The sequence below is a fragment of the Tahibacter soli genome (genome assembly GCF_025717065.2).
Lineage (GTDB): Bacteria > Pseudomonadota > Gammaproteobacteria > Xanthomonadales > Rhodanobacteraceae > Tahibacter > Tahibacter soli.
In genome coordinates, this window is record NZ_JAOVZO020000019.1 from 396,520 (window position 1) to 415,105 (window position 18,586).

At 66.5% G+C, this 18,586-nt stretch carries 10 protein-coding genes; 4 read left to right on the forward strand and 6 right to left on the reverse strand.

Features of this window, described 5'->3' with window-relative positions; genetic code table 11:
* Window positions 1–19 precede the first annotated feature (19 nt).
* Entirely contained in the window at window positions 20–1,027 is a 1,008-nt protein-coding gene (locus OD750_RS20820) for an ArsJ-associated glyceraldehyde-3-phosphate dehydrogenase (protein WP_263540769.1), read from the forward strand.
* A 3-nt stretch (window positions 1,028–1,030) separates the two neighbouring features.
* The gene (gene arsJ / locus OD750_RS20825; protein WP_263540768.1) at window positions 1,031–2,275 is read left to right on the forward strand and encodes an organoarsenical effux MFS transporter ArsJ; all 1,245 of its coding nucleotides are present in this window, start codon (window positions 1,031–1,033) and stop codon (window positions 2,273–2,275) included.
* A gap of 152 nt (window positions 2,276–2,427) precedes the next feature.
* Here the strand turns inward: arsJ and OD750_RS20830 are convergent, their stop codons facing one another.
* Window positions 2,428–2,910 carry a hypothetical protein gene (locus OD750_RS20830; protein WP_263540767.1) on the reverse strand — a complete coding sequence of 161 codons (483 nt, stop codon included), beginning with the start codon at window positions 2,908–2,910 and terminating at the stop codon, window positions 2,428–2,430.
* A gap of 1 nt (window position 2,911) precedes the next feature.
* Window positions 2,912–3,172 carry a hypothetical protein gene (locus tag OD750_RS20835; RefSeq protein ID WP_263540766.1) on the reverse strand — a complete coding sequence of 87 codons (261 nt, stop codon included), beginning with the start codon at window positions 3,170–3,172 and terminating at the stop codon, window positions 2,912–2,914.
* 482 nt (window positions 3,173–3,654) lie between these two features.
* On the opposite strand from OD750_RS20835, the gene OD750_RS20840 reads away from it, so the two are divergent.
* Together OD750_RS20840 and OD750_RS20845 are read left to right on the forward strand one after the other, a co-directional pair.
* The gene (locus OD750_RS20840; RefSeq protein ID WP_263540765.1) at window positions 3,655–12,165 is read left to right on the forward strand and encodes a GH36-type glycosyl hydrolase domain-containing protein; all 8,511 of its coding nucleotides are present in this window, start codon (window positions 3,655–3,657) and stop codon (window positions 12,163–12,165) included.
* Between the two features lie 101 nt (window positions 12,166–12,266).
* On the forward strand, window positions 12,267–13,163 hold the full coding sequence (locus tag OD750_RS20845) for a BON domain-containing protein (protein ID WP_263540764.1): 897 nt from the start codon (window positions 12,267–12,269) through the stop codon (window positions 13,161–13,163).
* A gap of 219 nt (window positions 13,164–13,382) precedes the next feature.
* On the opposite strand, the gene OD750_RS20850 is transcribed toward OD750_RS20845, so the two are convergent.
* The 4 genes from OD750_RS20850 to OD750_RS20865 form a co-directional block, all read right to left on the reverse strand.
* On the reverse strand, window positions 13,383–14,102 hold the full coding sequence (locus OD750_RS20850) for a Crp/Fnr family transcriptional regulator (RefSeq protein WP_272842100.1): 720 nt from the start codon (window positions 14,100–14,102) through the stop codon (window positions 13,383–13,385).
* A gap of 314 nt (window positions 14,103–14,416) precedes the next feature.
* The gene (locus OD750_RS20855) at window positions 14,417–15,193 is read right to left on the reverse strand and encodes a TSCPD domain-containing protein (protein ID WP_263540762.1); all 777 of its coding nucleotides are present in this window, start codon (window positions 15,191–15,193) and stop codon (window positions 14,417–14,419) included.
* Between the two features lie 303 nt (window positions 15,194–15,496).
* Window positions 15,497–16,078, reverse strand: coding sequence for a hypothetical protein (locus OD750_RS20860; RefSeq protein ID WP_263540761.1), 582 nt, complete (start codon window positions 16,076–16,078; stop codon window positions 15,497–15,499).
* Window positions 16,079–16,188: 110 nt separating this feature from the next.
* Window positions 16,189–18,336, reverse strand: a complete 2,148-nt coding sequence (locus OD750_RS20865) for an adenosylcobalamin-dependent ribonucleoside-diphosphate reductase (RefSeq protein ID WP_263540760.1) — start codon at window positions 18,334–18,336, stop codon at window positions 16,189–16,191.
* Window positions 18,337–18,586 lie beyond the last annotated feature (250 nt).

The following is an 18,586-nucleotide window of genomic DNA, read 5'->3' on the forward strand; positions in this document are numbered from 1 at the left end:
ACCTTCTCGGACCCATGAAATGACGATACGCGTAGGCATCAACGGCTTCGGGCGCATGGGACGCCTGACGTTGCGCGCAGGATGGAACGATCCGTCGCTGCATTTCGTACAGATCAACGATCCCGCCGGCGACGCCGCAACCTTGGCGCATTTGCTCAACTTCGATTCGATCCACGGACGATGGTCGGTGGAGGCGCGCGCCGACGGCGATGCCATTGTGATCGGCGACCAGCGCATTCCCGTCACGCGCAACAAGGCGATCGGCGATACCGACTGGTCGGCGTGCGATGTCGTCGTTGAAGCCTCGGGCAAGTTTCGCAAGACCGAGGTGCTGCGGCCGTATCTGGACCAGGGCGTCAAACGCGTCGTCGTGACAGCGCCGGTGAAGGAAGCCGGCGTGCTCGACTGTGTGGTCGGCGTCAATCACGACCGGTTCGATCCGGCGCAGCACCGCATCGTCACCGCGGCATCGTGCACGACGAACTGCTTCGCCCCGGTCGTCAAGGTGATTCACGAGAACCTCGGCATCCGCCACGGCAGTCTCACGACGATCCACAGCCTGACCAACACGCAGGTCATCGTCGACGCGCCGCACAAGGATCTGCGTCGCGCGCGTGCGTGCGGGTCGAGCCTGATCCCCACGTCGACCGGTTCGGCGACGGCGATCGCCGCGATCTTTCCCGAACTCAAGGGCCGCTTGAACGGCCATGCCGTGCGCGTGCCGTTGACGAATGCGTCGCTGACCGACTGCGTGTTCGAGGTCGAGCGGCCGACGACCGTGGAAGAAGTGAACGGTTTCCTGAAGGCGGCGTCGGAGAACGAACTCGCCGGCATCCTCGGCTACGAAGAACGGCCGCTGGTCTCGATCGACTACCGCGGCGATCCGCGTTCGGGCATCGTCGACGCGCTCTCCACGATGGTCGTCAACGGCACTCACGTGAAGATCTACGCGTGGTACGACAACGAGTGGGGCTACGTGAACCGCACCGCGGAACTCGTGCGCCTGGTCGGTGGCGCGGAGCGCTGAACCATGACCGCGCTGTCCGCCGACGTGCGCCAGTACGCCGCCATCACGGCGAACTACTGGGCGTTCACGCTGACCGACGGCGCGCTGCGCATGCTCGTCGTGCTGCATTTTCACGCGCTCGGCTACAGCCCGCTCGAAGTCGCGATGCTATTCCTGTTCTACGAGATGTTCGGTGTCGTGACGAACCTCGTCGGCGGCTGGCTCGGCGCGCGGATCGGGCTCAATCGCACGATGAACATCGGGCTTGCGTTGCAGGTCGTCGCGCTCGCGATGCTGACGCTGCCCGCGGCCGCACTGACGGTGCCGTGGGTGATGAGTGCGCAGGCGCTGTCGGGCATCGCGAAGGATCTCAACAAGATGAGCGCCAAGAGCAGCATCAAGCTGCTCGTGCCGGCCGATCAGCCGGGCGCGCTGTATCGCTGGGTCGCGGCATTGACGGGTTCAAAGAACGCACTCAAGGGCGTCGGCTTCTTCCTCGGCGGCGCCCTGCTCGCGACGCTGGGTTTTACGCGGGCGATCGGCGCGATGGCGATCGCGCTTGCCGCCGTCTGGCTCGCGAGTCTCGTCGTCCTGCGTCGCGATCTCGGCAAGGCCAGGAACAAACCGAAGTTCCGCGACCTCGTTTCCAAGAGTCGGGCGATCAACCTGCTGTCGGCCGCGCGTCTGTTCCTCTTCGGCGCTCGCGACGTCTGGTTCGTCGTCGCGCTGCCGGTCTATCTCGCCGCCACGCTCGGCTGGAGCAACGCCGCAGTGGGCGCATTCCTGGCGGCCTGGATCATTGGCTACGGCATCGTGCAATCGCTCGCGCCGCATGTGACCGGCAAACGCAGCGGCAAGGTGCCCGACGGGCGCAACGCGCTGGCGTGGGCGATCGCGCTGGCGGCGTCGCCGGCGCTGATTGCGTTGGCGCTCGGCGCCGGCTTTCCGGCGGCGACGGTCCTCGTGATCGGTCTCGCGCTCTTCGGTGTGTTGTTCGCGATCAACTCGTCGCTGCACAGCTACCTGATCGTGAGCTACGCCGCCGAAGACGGCGTCTCGCTCGACGTCGGTTTCTACTACATGGCCAACGCGCTCGGGCGCCTGCTCGGAACGGTGCTGTCAGGGTGGGTGTTCCAGGTCTGGGGACTTGGCGCATGCCTCTGGATCTCGAGCGCGCTGGTCGCAATCGCCGCCGTCATTTCCGTCGCGTTGCCGCGGCACCGCGGAATGATTCCTCTGGATACGCCAGCCGCCGATACCGACGCCTGATCGAGTTTCGAACGATCTTCGTTGCCGGCATCCGCATCGCCGACACGGCAAATGTTGTGCGCTGGCGAAAAAGGGGGCGCGCTGCTGCGCAGGCGTTCGACATGAACGTACTCGCCTTCGCGGCGAATGCGCGACGCCGCGGCAACTCCAGCCTATTCGCCTCGCCGCTGCATCAGCGCCGCATAGGCAACGGCGTCCTCGAGCCGGTCGTACCGAAATGCGCGCCATCGATACGCGTGGCCGATCGCGACGATGCCGAGCGACGCCATGATTTCGCGATCCCGCGCGGTCGGCGGTTCGGCCGACCGCTCTGCCGAATACGGCCCCTTCGGCTCGAGCAATGAAGGACGAGTGCGCGTCAGGGCGACGTGGGCTATCGCATCGGCAAGCCGGTCGTAGCGATAGCCGTTGTACTGATAGTGGCGACCGTCGAAACCGACCGATTGGCGAAGCAGCCACTCTTCCGGCTTCTGCGGCGTACGATCGACGCCACGCGATTCCGACAGAAATCTCAGGGTATTTTCCGGGCGAACGTGTCCGCTCTCCGATCGCCGGGGCAGGAATCCGCCTTCCGACGTAAAGGCGTTCTCGGCTTCGACGTACGAGTATTTGTTGCCTCGGCTCATGGCGGTCATCTCAGTGCCGACTGGTGACGCCGAAGAACGAATCGATCATCTGCCGAAACATCGATCGCTCCGGAACCGCCTGCGTCGCGGCGCGAAGACGGATGCCGCCCGAAGCCGCCGGCATCGGGCCGACGATCCTGACTGCCGGTCGCGACCAGCGATCCGCGTCGGCGCTTGCTTCAGCGTCGAGCTTTTCAAGATCGAGAGCGCTGCCGACCACGTCCGGCGAATTCGCGTCGATCGAAGGGTTGTTGCCGTTGTTCGTGCGCATGGCGTACTCCAGTGACACCGTCCCTGGTGTATTTCCCGCGGCGGACAGTCGGCGGACACGCGGCCGCGAAGGCCGTGCGTCGATCGGGACCGAGCCCGTTGCTGCGCGATACGCGCAACGTCTCGTAGGAGGACTCGGCGTCGACGCGCGAGTCCGGCGAGGCAGGCTTCGACTATGCGCGTGCCTGCGTTACCAAACGGTTATCCGGATGCATCGTGCTACAGTCGACCGGCAGGCGCTCGGCCAATACGCCAGCCATGCAACAATTTATCCAAGTCCACATCATATTTTGCCGCACCGGCGCCTAGGCACACGACGACCGGGCGGATCCGCTGCCGCAGGCGGCGCATCCTCGCGCCGCAACGACCGGCCCGATCGCGCGACGACGAAGAACCCGTTTCCGACGCTGCGGCTCCAGCGACAAGCACGGTTACGCGCGCCCTTCCGGCCTCCGCCGTCCGCGGAAACTCTCAAGGAACCCGGTGAACGATTCGCTCAAGAAGTACCGTGACGGATTCGTCAGGCTGCTGGCAGGCGCGCGCTACAAGCGCAAGCGCATCGAGGCGACCGAATCGCCGCTGCGCGCCGAGCTGTTCAGTGCCGAGCAAATGGATGAGCACGGCCGCACGCTGGCGGCGTTTCACCGCGTGCAGGCCGGCCGCGGCCGCAATCGCCTGCTTGCGCGACTGGACGAAAACGAAATCGTCCTGATCGACACCTGCGCGCTGCTGTCGACGGCGATCCGCGAAAACCGGCGCGTGACGCCGGCCAGCGAATGGCTGCTGGACAACTACTACCTCATCGACGAACACGTGCGCACTGCAAGGCTGCATTTTCCTAAAGGCTATAGTTTTCAATTGCCACGGCTGGCCAACGGCATGTCGGCGGGGCTGCCGCGCATCTACGACATCGCGCTGAACGCGATCTCGCACGGCGACGGCCGCTTCGACCAGGATAGCCTGCATCGCTTCGTCGCGGCCTATCAGCGTACGGCGCCCCTGAGCCTGGGCGAGCTGTGGGCGATTCCGATCATGCTGCGCCTCGCGCTGATCGAAAACCTGCGCCGCGTGGCGAGCCGCGTCGCGCTGGACCGGCGCCATCGCAATCTCGCCGCCTACTGGGGCGAAAGCATGGCGGAGATCGCCGCCCACGATCCCAAGAGCCTGATCCTCGCCGTCGCCGACATGGCCCGCTCCGATCCGCCGGCCAGCAGTTCGTTCGTCGCCGAACTGATGCAGCGCCTGCAGAACCAGAGCGCCTCGCTCGCCGTACCCGTATCGTGGCTCGAGCAGCGTCTGGCGGAAGCCGGCGTCACGATCGAGCAGCTGGTGCAGTCGGAAAACCAGCAGCAGGCCGCCGACCAGATGTCGGTGAGCAACAGCATCGGCAGCCTGCGCCTGCTGTTGTCGACCGACTGGCGCGGCTTCGTCGAAGGGCTAAGCCTGATCGAGACGACGCTGGCGACCGACCCGGCCGGCGTCTACGCGAACATGAGCTTCACCACGCGCGACGCCTATCGCCACGTGGTCGAACGCATCGCGCGCAAGGCCGGGCGATCCGAAGCCGACGTCGCCGAGGCCGTGGTTGAACTGGCCGTCGAGGCCGCGCGCGACGAGGCCGCCGACGCCCCGCGCGCGCACGTCGGCTACTACTTGATCGATGCGGGCCTCGCAACGCTTGAACGTCGCTTCGGTCGGCGTGCGACGGTGCAGCGCATTGCGGTGCCGATCTATCTCGGCGCGATCGCGCTGCTGACCGCGGCGATCGCGGGCGTCGCGTTCCTGCTGCCGGGTCCGACGCCGCCGGCGTATTGGGCGGCTCTCGTCGCGGCGCCGCTGGTGCTCGCGGCAAGCCAGCTCGCGCTGGTCGTCGTCAACTGGCTCGCCGCGTTCGTGATCGCACCGAAGACGCTGCCGCGCATGGACTACGCGCTCGGCATTCCGGCCGAGGCGACGACGCTGGTCGTCGTGCCGACGCTGCTCGGCAGCGCGCAGGCCGCGCAGGAAGAAGTCGACGACCTGGAAATCCGCTATCTCGCCAATCGCGTCGACCATCTGCATTTCGCGCTGCTCGGCGACTACCCGGACGCCGCCGGCGAGCACGCGTCCACCGACGAGCAAGTGCTGGCCGCCGCCGTTGCGGGCATCGAACGGCTCAACCGGCTGTACGCCGATGCCGGCGGGTCGCGCTTTTTCCTGCTGCACCGTCGGCGCCGCTGGAATGCGGGCGAAGGCGTCTGGATGGGCGAGGAACGCAAACGCGGCAAGCTCGGCGATCTCAACGCGCTGCTGCGCGACGGGACGGACACCCCTTTCGCGCGCATCGTCGGCGACCCGGCGCTACTGCGCACGGTCCGCTATGTGATCACGCTCGATGCCGACACGCGCCTGCCGCACGACGTCGCACACAAGCTGGTCGCCACGATGCGGCATCCGCTCAACCGCGCGCGCTTCGACGCCGCGCGCGGCCGCGTCGTATCGGGCTACGGCATCCTGCAGCCGCGCGTCGGCACCACGCTGCCGCTGGCCGGCGCGTCGGGCTACGCCATGCTGTTCGGCGGCGATCCCGGACTCGACCCGTATACGCGTGCCGTATCGGACGTCTACCAGGACCTGTTCGGCGAAGGCTCGTTCACCGGCAAGGGCATCTACGAAGTCGATGCCTTCGAGGACGCGCTGGCGCAACGCCTGCCCGCCAATCGCATTCTGAGCCACGACCTGCTCGAAGGCGGCTATGTCCGTGCGGGGCTGGTCAGCGACATTGCGGTTTTCGAGAATTTTCCACAGAGCTACCGTTCCGACATCAAGCGGCGCCATCGCTGGATTCGCGGCGACTGGCAGATAGCACGCTGGCTGCTCCCGCGCGTGCCGCGTGCCGACGCGGGCACCGAAAACAATCCGTTGTCGCCATTGTCGCGCTGGAAGGTGCTGGACAATCTGCGCCGCAGTTTCGCCGCGCCCGCTCAGTTTCTGCTGTTCGTGCTCGGCTGGCTGTTGCTGCCGGCGGCGGCCGCGTGGACGGTTTTCGTGCTGCTGCTGACGCTGGCGCCGGTGCCGCTCGAAGCGATGTCGGCCGTCGTGCGCAAGCCGGCCGATTCACGTTGGCGCGCGCATCTGAGGTTCGTCGCGCGCGGCACGGGCGTACGCCTGGGCCAGGCAGCATTCGCTCTCGCGTGCCTGCCGTTCGAGGCGATGGTCGCGCTTGATGCGATCGCACGGACGCTCTGGCGCCTGCACGTTTCGCAGCGCCGCCTGCTGGAGTGGACGCCGTCGAGCGTCGTGGAGCGCGGCGACGGCGGCCGCCTGTCGGGACTGCTGCGCGAGATGGCGTTCGCGCCGCTGGCGGCTATCGGCCTCGGCATCGCCCTTGCGCAATGGCAACCGGCCGCGCTCCTGCCGGCCTTGCCGATTCTGCTGCTGTGGTTGATCGGCCCGCTCGTCGCCTGGCACGCAAGCCGCCCGAGAACGTCGGCGCAGGAAGGACTCGATCCCAAGCACGAGCCGCTGCTGCGCGACGCGGCCCGGCGCACCTGGCACTTCTTCGAGCGCCATGTCGGACCAGTCGACAACTGGCTGCCGCCGGACAACTACCAGCAGCAACCCGGCGACGTCGTCGCGCACCGCACTTCGCCGACCAACATCGGCCTGAGCCTGCTCGCGAGCCTCGCCGCGCACGACTTCGGCTACCTCTCGCTCGGCCGGCTGCTGCAGCGCACACGCGCCACGTTCGACAGCATGGACAAACTCGAGCGCTATCGCGGGCATCTGTTCAACTGGTACGACACGCGCACGCTCGCGCCGCTGAATCCGCGCTACGTGTCGATGGTCGACAGCGGCAATCTCGCCGGACACCTGCTGACCTTGCGGCAGGGCCTGCTGGCGCTGCGGCGCTACGTGCCGGCACAAGCGCGCATTCTCGACGGATTGTGCGACACGGCCGGCGTGCTGCACGCGCTGCTGCCGCCGCCGCTGCGCGCGCCGGCACAGCACTTCATGCACACGGCGAGCGCTGCGGAACTCAGACGGCGCGCCGGCGAGAGCGACCTTGCGGCCGACCTGACGCAACTGCTGGCGCTGGCGCAAGGGCTGCGCGACAACGCGCCCGACGACGAGGCCGTCACCGCCTGGGCCCGGTCGCTGGTCGCGCAATGCGCCGATCACCTTGAAGAGGTGTCGCTTTTTTCAGCCAAGCCGGGCGCGTGCCTGGAAGACATGGTCGCGGCGGGTTCGTCCGCGGCAACCGGCTGGCTCGGCGCGGCGCGCAAACTGGCCGAGCGCGCAGCCGCACTTGCCGTGCTCGACTACGAATTTCTGTACGACGCCAAGCGCGACCTGTTCAGCATCGGCTTCAACGTCAACGACCATCGCCGCGATTCGGGCTACTACGACCTGCTCGCGTCGGAGGTGCGCCTCGGCGTGTTCGTCGCGGTCGCGCAGGGCCAGGTGCCGCAGAAAGCCTGGTTCTCGCTCGGCCGACTGCTCACGCACGCGGGCGGCACGCCGGTGCTGCTGTCGTGGAGCGGCTCGATGTTCGAGTACCTGATGCCGAACCTCGTCATGCCGACCTATCCGCAATCGCTGCTCGCACACACCGCCGTCGCCGCCGTGGCGCGGCAGATCGCGTACGGGCGTGAGCGCGACGTGCCCTGGGGCGTGTCCGAGTGCGGCTATCACCTCACCGACGCCGCGCAGAACTACCAATACCGCGCGTTCGGCGTGCCGGGCCTGGGGCTCGAGCGCGGCCTGTCGAAGGAACTCGTCATCGCGCCCTACGCGAGCGCGCTGGCCTTGCTGGTGGCGCCGAATGCGGCGGCGGAGAATCTCGCGCGCCAGGCCGAACAGAACTGGCTTACGCCGTTCGGCTACTACGAAGCCGTGGACTACAGCGCCACGCGCATTCCGCCAGGCCAGCGCTGCGCGATCGTGCGATCGTTCATGGCGCACCACCAGGGCATGAGCCTCCTCGCGTTCGCGCACGTGCTGCTCGACCGTCCGATGCAGCGGCGCTTCGAAGCGGACCCGCAAGTGCAGTCTGCGTTGCTGCTGCTGCAGGAGCGCGTGCCGCGGGCCGCCGGCCAGCCCGCGAGCGATCCGCGACTGGTCGACGCGCGCAACGCCAGCGAGGCGCCGGCCGTTCCGCTGCGCGTGTTCAATCGTCCCGATCCGGCGACGCCGGCGGTGCAACTGCTGTCTAACGGGCGCTACCACGTCATGGTGACGAGTGCCGGCGGCGGCTACAGCCGCTGGCGCGACATCGCGCTGACGCGCTGGCGCGAAGATCCGACGCGCGACGCGTGGGGCAGTTTCTGCTATCTGCGCGATCTCGGCAGCGGGCGCGTCTGGTCGACAGCGTTCCAGCCCACGCTGCAGCCCGGCGAAGACTACGAAACCGTGTTCACCGAGGCGCGCGTGGAATTTCGCCGTCGTCTCGACGGCTGGGAGACGCATACCGAAATCGTCGTATCGCCCGAAGACGACATCGAGCTGCGCCGCACGCGCATCACCAACCGCGCCGCGGTCGCCCGCACGATCGAGGCAACCAGCTACGCCGAAGTGGTGCTCGCGCCGGCGATCAGCGACAGCTTGCATCCGGCGTTCAGCAACCTCTTCGTGCAGACCGAAATCGTCGCGGCGCGCGACGCGATCGTATGTTCGCGCCGGCCGCGCGACACGCACGACGCGCCGCCGTGGATGTTCCATCTGCTGGCCGTCCACGACGGCGACAGCGACGGCGTGTCGTTCGAAACCGACCGCGCGCGCTTCGTCGGGCGACGCCGGTCGAGCGCGCATCCGCGCGCGCTGGACCGCGACGTCGCGCTGTCGGGTTCGCAAGGGTCGGTGCTCGATCCGATCGTCGCGATCCGGCATCGGATCACCGTGCAGCCCGAACAGACCGTCCACGTCGATCTCGTGACCGGCGTCGGCACGAGCCGCGAGAACTGCCTGCACCTGGTGGACAAGTATCACGACCGGCGCCTGGCCGATCGCGTGATCGACCTCGCCTGGACGCACAGCCAGGTATCGCTGCGGCAGATCAACATCAGCGAAGCCGAGGCGCAGACCTATGCACGCCTGGCAGGCCGCATGCTGTACAGCCACGCTTCGCTGCGCGCCGACGCGCAGCTCGTGCTGCGAAATCGACGCGGCCAGCCGGGCCTATGGGCGTACGCGATCTCGGGCGATTTGCCGATCGTGCTGCTGCAGGTCAGCGGCAGCGACGACCTCGACCTCGCGCGCGACGCCGTGCAGGCGCACGCCTACTGGCGCCTCAAGGGCCTCGCCGCCGACCTCGTGATCTGGAACGAGGAACGCGGCGGCTACCGACAGAACCTGCACGATGCGCTGATGGGCATGATCTCCGCGAGCGTCGATGCGAATCTGCTCGAGCGGCCGGGCGGCATCTTCGTGCGCGCGGCCGAGCAGATTCCTCACGAGGATCGCGTGCTGCTGCTCGCGGTCGCGCGCGTCGTGCTCAGCGACAAGAAAGGCAGCCTCGTCGAGCACCTGCAGCGGCGCGAGTCCGGCGAGCTCGCGATGCCGCGTCTGGTGCCCGTCGAGCCGCCGGCGCGCATCGCGAACGACGACGCGCCGGTCGCACGCGCGCCGCTGCGCCTGGACAACGGCCGCGGCGGATTCTCGCCGGACGGCAGCGAATACGTGATCGCGACGGGCCCGGGAACGTCGACGCCGGCGCCGTGGATCAACGTCATCGCGAACGCCGAATTCGGCTGCCTCGTGTCGGAAAGCGGCGTCGGCTACAGCTGGCGCGAGAACGCGCACGAATACCGTCTCACGCCGTGGCAGAACGATCCGGTCGGCGATACGGCGGGCGAAGCGTTCTACATCCGCGACGAGGAAAGCGGCCGCTACTGGTCGCCGTCGGCGCTGCCCTCACCCGGCAGCGAGCCGTACGTGACGCGTCACGGCTTCGGCTACAGCGTGTTCGAGCATTGCGAAAACGGCATCCGCAGCGAACAGCGCATCTACGTCGCGCCCGACGCCGCGGTGAAATTCGTCGTGCTGCGCCTGCGCAACGTCTCGGGCAGGCGCCGCGCGCTGTCGGCCACCGGCTACGTCGAATGGGTGCTGGGCGATCTCGCCTCGAAATCGGCGATGCACGTGGTCACCGAACTGGATCCGGGCAGCGGCGCGTTGCTCGCGCGCAATCCGTTCCATCCGGAGTTCGGCGAGTGGGTCGCGTTCTTCGACGTCGACGAAGCCGAACGCACGCTGAGCGGCGACCGCCTGGAATTCATCGGCCGCAACGGCAATCTGGCGCGCCCGGCGGCGATGGAGCGCACGCGGCTGTCCGGCCGCGTCGGCGCGCTCATGGATCCCTGCGGCGCGATCCAGATTCCGTTCGAACTCGAAGACGGGCAGTCGCGCGAAATCATCTTCCGCATCGGCTCGGCGGCGACGGCGGACGACGCGAGCGCGCTGATCAGGCGCCACCGCAGGCCCGGTTCCGCACGCGCGGCGCTCGATGCCGTGCGCGCGCAATGGACGGGCCTGCTCGGCACGATCGAACTCGACACGCCGGACGAAGCGCTCAACGCGCTCGGCAACGGCTGGCTGCTGTACCAGGTGATCGCATGCCGGCTGTGGGGACGCAGCGGCTACTACCAGTCCGGCGGCGCGTTCGGTTTTCGCGATCAGCTGCAGGACACGATGGCGCTGGTTCACGCCGCGCCCGAACTGCTGCGCGCGCAATTGCTGCTCTGTGCACAGCGCCAGTTCAAGGAAGGCGACGTGCAGCACTGGTGGCATCCGCCGAGCGGCCGCGGCGTGCGCACGCGCTGCTCTGACGACTATCTGTGGCTGCCGTTCGCCGCCTGCCGCTATGTCGCGTGCAGCGGCGACGCCGCCGTGCTCGACGTCGCGCTGCCGTTTCTCGACGGGCGCGCGCTGGCGCCGGGCGAGGAGTCGTACTACGACCTGCCGCTGCGCTGGGACGATCACCTGCCACTGTACGAGCATTGCGTGCGCGCGATCGAACACGGCCTGCGCCTGGGGCCGCACGGCCTGCCGCTGATCGGCAGCGGCGACTGGAACGACGGTATGAACAACGTCGGCAAGGGCGGCCGCGGCGAAAGCGTCTGGCTGGGTTTTTTCCTGTATCGCGTGCTGCTCGACTTCGCGCCGCTGGCACGGGCGCGCGGCGAAACGGCGTTCGCCGCGCGCTGCGAAACCGAAGCGGCGACGCTGCAGGCCAACCTGGAACGGCACGGTTGGGACGGCGCCTGGTACCGGCGCGCGTACTTCGACGACGGCACGCCGCTGGGCTCGGCCGGCAACGACGAATGCCGCATCGATGCGATCGCGCAAAGCTGGGCCGCGCTTTCGGGCGCGGCGCCGGACGAGCGCGTGCAGCGCGCGCTGGATGCGCTCAAGTCGCAGCTGGTGCGGCCGCGAGCGCGGCTGATCCAATTGCTTGACCCGCCGTTCGACCAGTCGCCGCTCGACCCGGGCTATATCCGCGGCTACGTCCCCGGCGTGCGCGAAAACGGCGGCCAATATACCCACGCGGCAATCTGGGCCGTGATGGCCTTCGTCGAGGCGGGACGCACGCGCGAGGCCTGGGAACTGTTCGACCTGATCAATCCGCTGCGCCACGCGCTGACGCCGGAAGATGTGGACACTTACAAAGTGGAACCCTATGTGGCTGCCGCCGACGTCTACGCGGTGGACCCGCATGCCGGGCGCGGCGGCTGGACTTGGTACACCGGATCGGCCGGCTGGATGTACCGCCTGATCGTCGAGTCGCTACTGGGACTGCGCCGCGAAGGCGAATGCCTGCATATCGATCCGCGCCTGCCGCCGCACTGGCCGGGTTTCCGTTTCAACTACCGGGCCGGCGCGACCGTCTATCGGTGCCACGTCCGCGTCGCGGCCGACGGCGAGGTACCGACGGTGCCCGCCACGCTGGCGCTGATCGACGACGGCGGTGATCACGCCCGGGAGTTCGTCGTCGCGCGCCAATCGGCTCATTCGTGATAGCCCGGCAACGCGGCGCGGCCGGGTATGTGTGCCAGCGAACCGAGCGGCGGGCAATTTGCGCGCACACTGGTGCGATAACCGCAACACCGGAGATCGTCTTGAAAGAAGCCCCTCGTAGTCTCGTGCTGGTCGGAGGCAACGCTCTGCCCCGGCCCGTCAGCGCCGGTTCCGCCGCGAAATCACCGAATACGGAGGGTTTGCAGTTCGTCGACACGCGGCGCGAGATGCAGATACAGACCACCTTCGACATGAATCCGCATTTGCGCGAGTTCAATCTGAACGTGCTGGTCGACGGCAACAAGGCGGTACTCGGCGGAAACGTCGACAACGGCGTTGCCAGGGACCTGGCGGAACAGATCACCCTGGTCGCCGACGACATCCTGCAGATCGACAACCGGATTCTCGTGGACGCCGACTACGTGCGGCCTGCCAGGACGACGAACGAACGCACCTTCAGCGAAAGGGTCGGCGACGCCACCACTACCGCGTCGATCAGGTCGCGACTGCTGTGGAGTTCGCATACCAGCGGGCTCGACATCCGCGCGGAAACCCTGCAGGGCAAGGTGACCCTGGCCGGCATGGTCGCAGGCAGTGCCGAAAGGGATCACGCCGAACGGATTGCCAGGAACACGCAAGGCGTGATCGCCCTGCGCAACGACATCGTGCTCGCCCGGAAATCCGACAAGGGTCTCGATGCGACCGACACGGGCGCCGAACGATCGATGCCCGATTCGTGGATTACCGACAAAGTAAATAAATCGCTGATGTTCACGCGCGGCGTGTCGGGCGCGAACATCTCGGTCGCCGCGCTGGAAGGCGTGGTGTGGCTGAGCGGCATCGTGCAAAGCACGGCCGAGCGCGAACTTGCGATCGAGGTTGCCGGCGAAACGCGCGGCGTGAGGAACGTCGAAGCCGGCGGCCTGACGGTTGAACGAAACCCGGTCGACGATCGCCCTGCATCCGCCGAGCGCGAACCCGAGAAGGCACTGCGATGAACAAGGCCATGCTGACGGACAAGTGGTTGCGGCTGATCCGCCGCATCAAGGCGCTGGGGAACACGCCGATCCCGGTCCTCGTACCCGCGTATTGCCCAAGTACGTACCCCCGGGCAAAAGGCCAACGTGCCAATCATGGAGTACCTGAGCGCTCGCCATAAGCGCTGCAAGGAAGCCGTGGGCCGGCGCGCGCACCCCGCCGGCTCACACAGTGCGTGATCAACGCGCGTTCACCTCGGGCAGCAGCCGGTCGAACTCCGTCTTGACCACCTGATAGCACTCGCAACTGCGGGCCTCCAGCTTCGGCCGGTCCAGTACCTCGATATGGCCACGGTTGTAGTGGATGAGGCCGTCGACCTGTAGCTTCCCGGCCGCTTCCGTCACGCCCTCCCGGCGCACGCCCAGCATGTTGGCGATCAGTTCCTGAGTCATGGTCAGCCGGTTCGACGACAGGCGATCGAGGCTCAGCAACAGCCAACGGCAAAGTTGCTGGTCGATGGAATGGTGGCGGTTGCATACTGCGGTCTGGGCCATTTGCGTCAGCAGGGCCTGGGTGTAGCGCAGCAGCAGATATTGCATCGAGGCCGCGCGCGTGAACTCGTCCCTGAGAAACTGTCCTTTCAGGCGATAGGCATGCCCGGCGCTTTGCACCACGGAACGACTCGTGGTGGTCTCTCCCCCCATGAACAGCGCAACCCCGACCATGCCCTCGTTGCCGACCACGGCGATTTCCGCCGAAGCGCCATCTTTCATGACATAGAGCAGCGACACGATCGACGTCGTCGGAAAGTACACATGGCGCAGCTGGCTGCCCGATTCGTAGAGCACCTGGCCAAGCGGCATGTCGATCGGTTCGAGCCCGGGCAGCAGCCGCTCCAGTTCATCGTCCGGCAATGCGCGAAGCAGGCCGTTCTGTCGCGGGCTCATGCCGTCGGGCAATGACGATGTCGATCGGGGCCTGCCCGCACGCGTTTTTTTGGTGCCGACATCGGTGAATCCGCTGACTGCGTCGATAGCCTGGGACTATAAACGCACACGCCGTGTTTTGAGGCGGCGACTATGCGCTGCGACGGCGATTGTGGAGACGTGCATCACTGCGGACCAGAAACATAGCGCCCTCTACAAGGGCGCCGTGTGCCTACCGTGCATGATTTGTAGTACGAAAAGCCTTTCAAAGTTGCACATTGTGCGTGCCAGAGTCGCGGCTTATGGGTGTCCGCACAAACGCGCCGACCGCTCCGCCGGTCAGCGATTCAGCCGCACTTGGAATAGCCGCAGTTGAGGCAGGTTTCGCAACCGTCCATGACGATCATCGCCGACGTGTTGCATTTGCTGCACAGCGTCGCACCGGCCGGGAATTCCGCGGAATCGGAAGTGCGCGACGACGACTCCGCGCCCGCGCCGGCGAGATCGCCGCTGATGCCCGCCAGACGCCCTTCAGGTTTTTTTGCGCCGCGCTGCTCATAGGCCGCACGTTTGTCGGCGATCAGCGCGCGCATTTCGGGCGACAGATCGGGATCGTGGATCAGCCCGATCGACTTCAGATGCTGCTCGACCACCGCGCCGAGCTCGGCCACGATCGACGACATGTAGACGCCGCCGGCCTTGTAGTAGCCGCCGCGCGGATCGAACACGGCTTTCAATTCCTCGACGAGGAACGTCACGTCGCCGCCCTTGCGGAACACCGCCGACATGATGCGCGTGAGCGCCACGATCCACTGGAAGTGGTCCATGTTCTTCGAGTTGATGAAGATCTCGAACGGCCGGCGCAGTTGATATTCGGTGCCTTCGTTCAGCACGATGTCGTTGATCGTCACGTACAGCGCGTGCTCGACGAGCGGCGATTTGATCTTGTAGGTCGCGCCGATCAGCATCTCCGGACGCTCGACCTTCTCGTGCATCTGGATGACTTCGGCGCTCGGCGCCTCCACGACGGCGAGCGGCGCGAGCACGGTTTTCACCTCGGCCGCTTTCTCGTTCGGCTTCTCGACCGAATAGCCTTTGATTTTCTTGCCGATCTTGATCGTCATGGCGCGAGCCTTCGGGTGCCGGCGCGGCACTGTGCATTCTGCAAAGGACCTCCGCGCCGGTGTCGGCGCGGCACATACTTTCAAAATATCTCCGCGCCGAGGACGGCGCGGAGTGAATCAAGGCTGTAGCGCGTTGCCGCGCGTGCTTGGCAGTGGGTCTTGCTCAGGTGAAGCGCCTGCCGCGTCTGGCACGCGGCGGCGTTCCTCACCGCCAGTCAGTGCGCCGACGCAGCCTCGCCGACGACGCACCACTTCCCACCGGGTGCCGCGGTGACCGCAGCTCGCCGGCGGAAGCCTGGTTGCTTAGCGGCGTCCGCCCTTCTTGGCCGCCTTCTTCACGACTTTCTTCGCAGCGGCCTTCTTCGGCGCGGCCTTCTTCGCCGGTGCCTTCTTCGCCGCTACCTTCTTCGCGCCGTAGCGTGCCGGCGCTTTCTTCGCCGCCGCCTTCTTCGCGGGAGCCTTCTTCGCCGGCGCCTTCTTCACCGCGGCCTTCTTCGCCACCTTCTTCGCGGCGGCCTTCTTGGCCGGCGCAGCCTTCTTCGCGGCGGCCTTCTTCGCCGGCGCGGCGGCCTTCTTCGCGGCAGCCTTCACCGGCGCTGCGGCTTTCTTCGCCGCATTCTTCGCGGCCGGCTTCGCCTTCGTCACGGCCTTCTTCGCCTTCGCGACGACGGCCTTGACCTTCTCTTCCGCGGCGTTCTTGACTTCCTTCGCCTTCTTCACGGCCGATTTGGCGCGCTTGGCGACGGCCTCTTTCGCGTCGGAAGCGGCGGCGCTCACGGTGGCGACGGCGGCTTCGGTTTTCTCTGCGACGGCTTCGCCGACGTTCTGCGCGGTTTCTTTGACGGCTTCCAGCGCATTGCTGATCGTCTCACCTACGGTCTGCATAAAACCCTCCAGCTCCTCGTTCGGGTTGGTGTGTGTGCGTGCGTGTTGCAGTGTGGACATTACTCCAATCTTGTCGTGCGCGCCTTCTCGTTGAACGTCGGCGCGTGCGCTCAGAACTTGCCGTAGTAGCCTTCCTTGAGCGCGTCGAACAAATTGGCGGCGGTGTGCGTCTCGCCGTCGTACTCGATCTCTTCGTTTCCTTTCACTTCGACAACACTACCGTCCTCCAGCTCGAAACGGTAGATGGTGTTTTCGAGATCGGCCTCTTTCACCAGCACGCCCTGGAACGCAGCAGGGTTGAAGCGGAACGTGGTACAGCCCTTGAGCCCTTGGCTGTGGGCGTAGGTGTAGATGTTCTTGAAGTCTTCGTACGGATAGTCGGTCGGCACATTCGCGGTTTTCGAGATCGACGAGTCGATCCACTTCTGCGCCGCCGCCTGTATGTCGACATGCTCGGTCGGCGAGATGTCGTCGGCCGCGACGAAGTAGTCCGGCAGCTTCTCGTCGGGCTTGTCCGACAGCGGCATCGCGCGCGCATTGATGAGTTCGCGATACGCGAGCAGCTCGAAGCTGCAGACGTCGACCTTTTCCTTCGATTTCTTGCCTTCGCGGATCACGTTGCGCGAATACAGGTGCGCGAACGACGGTTCGATGCCGTTCGACGCATTGTTCGCGAGCGACAGCGAAATCGTGCCGGTCGGCGCGATCGACGAATGGTGCGTGAAGCGCGACCCGTGCTCGGCGAGCTGCGCGACCAGCTCCGGCGCGACGCCCGCGACGCGTTGCATATAGCGGCTGTACTTCGCATGCAGCACGCGGCCGGGTATCGCGTCGCCGAGCTTCCAGCCGTCGGCGGCCATTTCGGGGCGCTTGCGCAGCATTTCGGCGGTGACGTCGAACGTCTGCGCGAGGATCGGCGCGGGGCCTTTTTCCTGCGCGAGCGCGAGACCCACTTCCCAGCCGGCGAGCGCCATCTCGCGGCTCACGGCCTCGGTGAACGCGCATGCGTCCTTCGCGCCGTAGCGCATCTTGAGCATCGTGAGCGTCGAGCCGAGGCCGAGAAAGCCCAGGCCGTGGCGGCGCTTGGACAGGATCTCGTTGCGCTGCTGTTCGAGCGGCAGCCCGTTGATCTCCACGACGTTGTCGAGCATGCGCGTGAACACGCGCACGACCTCGCGGTACTCGTCGAAATCGAAGCGCGCCTTAGGACCGAACGGATCGCGCACGAACAGCGTGAGGTTGATCGAGCCGAGCAGGCAGCTGCCGTAGGGCGGCAGCGGCTGTTCGCCGCAAGGATTCGTGGCGCGGATGTTCTCGCACCACCAGTTGTTGTTCATCTCGTTGACGCGGTCGATCAGGATGAAGCCCGGCTCGGCGTAGTCATACGTCGAGACCATGATCATGTCCCACAGGTGCCGCGCGCGGATGTGGCTGTAGATCTTGCACGCCACCTGCCCGTCGTCGCGCGCGACGTAGTTGCGCGTCGTCGGCCACTCGCGCCAGACCACTTTCGACGCGTCGTCGAAATCGACGTCGTCCTTTTCCTTCTGCGTGATCGGAAACACGAGCGGCCAGTCGCCGTCCTGCGCCACCGCTTCCATGAAGCCGTCGGTGATCAGCAACGACAGGTTGAACTGGCGCAGGCGGGCGTCTTCGCGCTTGGCGCGGATGAAATCCTTCACGTCCGGATGCGACACGTCGAACGTGCCCATCTGCGCGCCGCGGCGACCGCCGGCGGAGCTGACGGTGAAACACATCTTGTCGTAGATGTCCATGAACGACATCGGCCCGGACGTGTACGCGCCGGCGCCCGAGACGTACGCGCCGCGCGGACGCAGCGTCGAGAATTCGTAGCCGATGCCGCAGCCGGCCTTCAAGGTCAGGCCCGCCTCGTGCACCTTCTGCAGAATTCCATCCATGGAATCTTCGATCGTGCCGGACACGGTGCAGTTGATCGTCGACGTCGCGGGCTTGTGCTCCAGCGCGCCGGCGTTCGACGTGACGCGGCCGGCCGGAATCGCGCCGTGGCGCAGCGCCCACAGGAAACGTTCGTTCCAGAAGGCGCGCTTCTCGTCGGTGTCCTCGACGTCCGACAGCGCCTTGGCGATGCGCTGGTAGCTGTGGTCGATCGATACGTCGACCGGTTCGCCGAGCTTCGTGCGGAGCCGGTATTTCCGGTCCCAGATGTCGTAGGAAGCGGGCTGCATCGGAATCGCCGCCCCGCTGCGGGCCGATTCCGCCAAACGCACCGTACTCATCAATCGTCCTCCTGAGTCCCTGTTTGCAGGTGTGGACGCTCGCTCATCGCCGGTTGCGCGTCAGGGAACGCACAGCCGCCCGCCGACACCCGTCCGCCTTCGACGAGTCGTTCCGCGGTCCGCGATTTTTCACTCAGTTGCCATTCGGCCACCACCGTCCGGGCTTTGTGCCGGCGACCCCAACGATTAGGGTCCACCCCCGTGTTGCCGGCACAACATCTTGTGCTTGCGAGCGCGGGCAAAACTACGC

Bases quoted from the DNA above. Each gene is read 5' to 3' on its own strand.
- OD750_RS20855 (WP_263540762.1), bottom strand. From the start codon at position 15,193: ATGACGATCAAGATCGGCAAGAAAATCAAAGGCTATTCGGTCGAGAAG.
- OD750_RS20830 (WP_263540767.1), bottom strand. From the start codon at position 2,910: ATGACCGCCATGAGCCGAGGCAACAAATACTCGTACGTCGAAGCCGAG.
- OD750_RS20820 (WP_263540769.1), top strand. From the start codon at position 20: ATGACGATACGCGTAGGCATCAACGGCTTCGGGCGCATGGGACGCCTG.
- arsJ (WP_263540768.1), top strand. From the start codon at position 1,031: ATGACCGCGCTGTCCGCCGACGTGCGCCAGTACGCCGCCATCACGGCG.
- OD750_RS20865 (WP_263540760.1), bottom strand. From the start codon at position 18,336: ATGAGTACGGTGCGTTTGGCGGAATCGGCCCGCAGCGGGGCGGCGATT.
- OD750_RS20835 (WP_263540766.1), bottom strand. From the start codon at position 3,172: ATGCGCACGAACAACGGCAACAACCCTTCGATCGACGCGAATTCGCCG.
- OD750_RS20860 (WP_263540761.1), bottom strand. From the start codon at position 16,078: ATGCAGACCGTAGGTGAGACGATCAGCAATGCGCTGGAAGCCGTCAAA.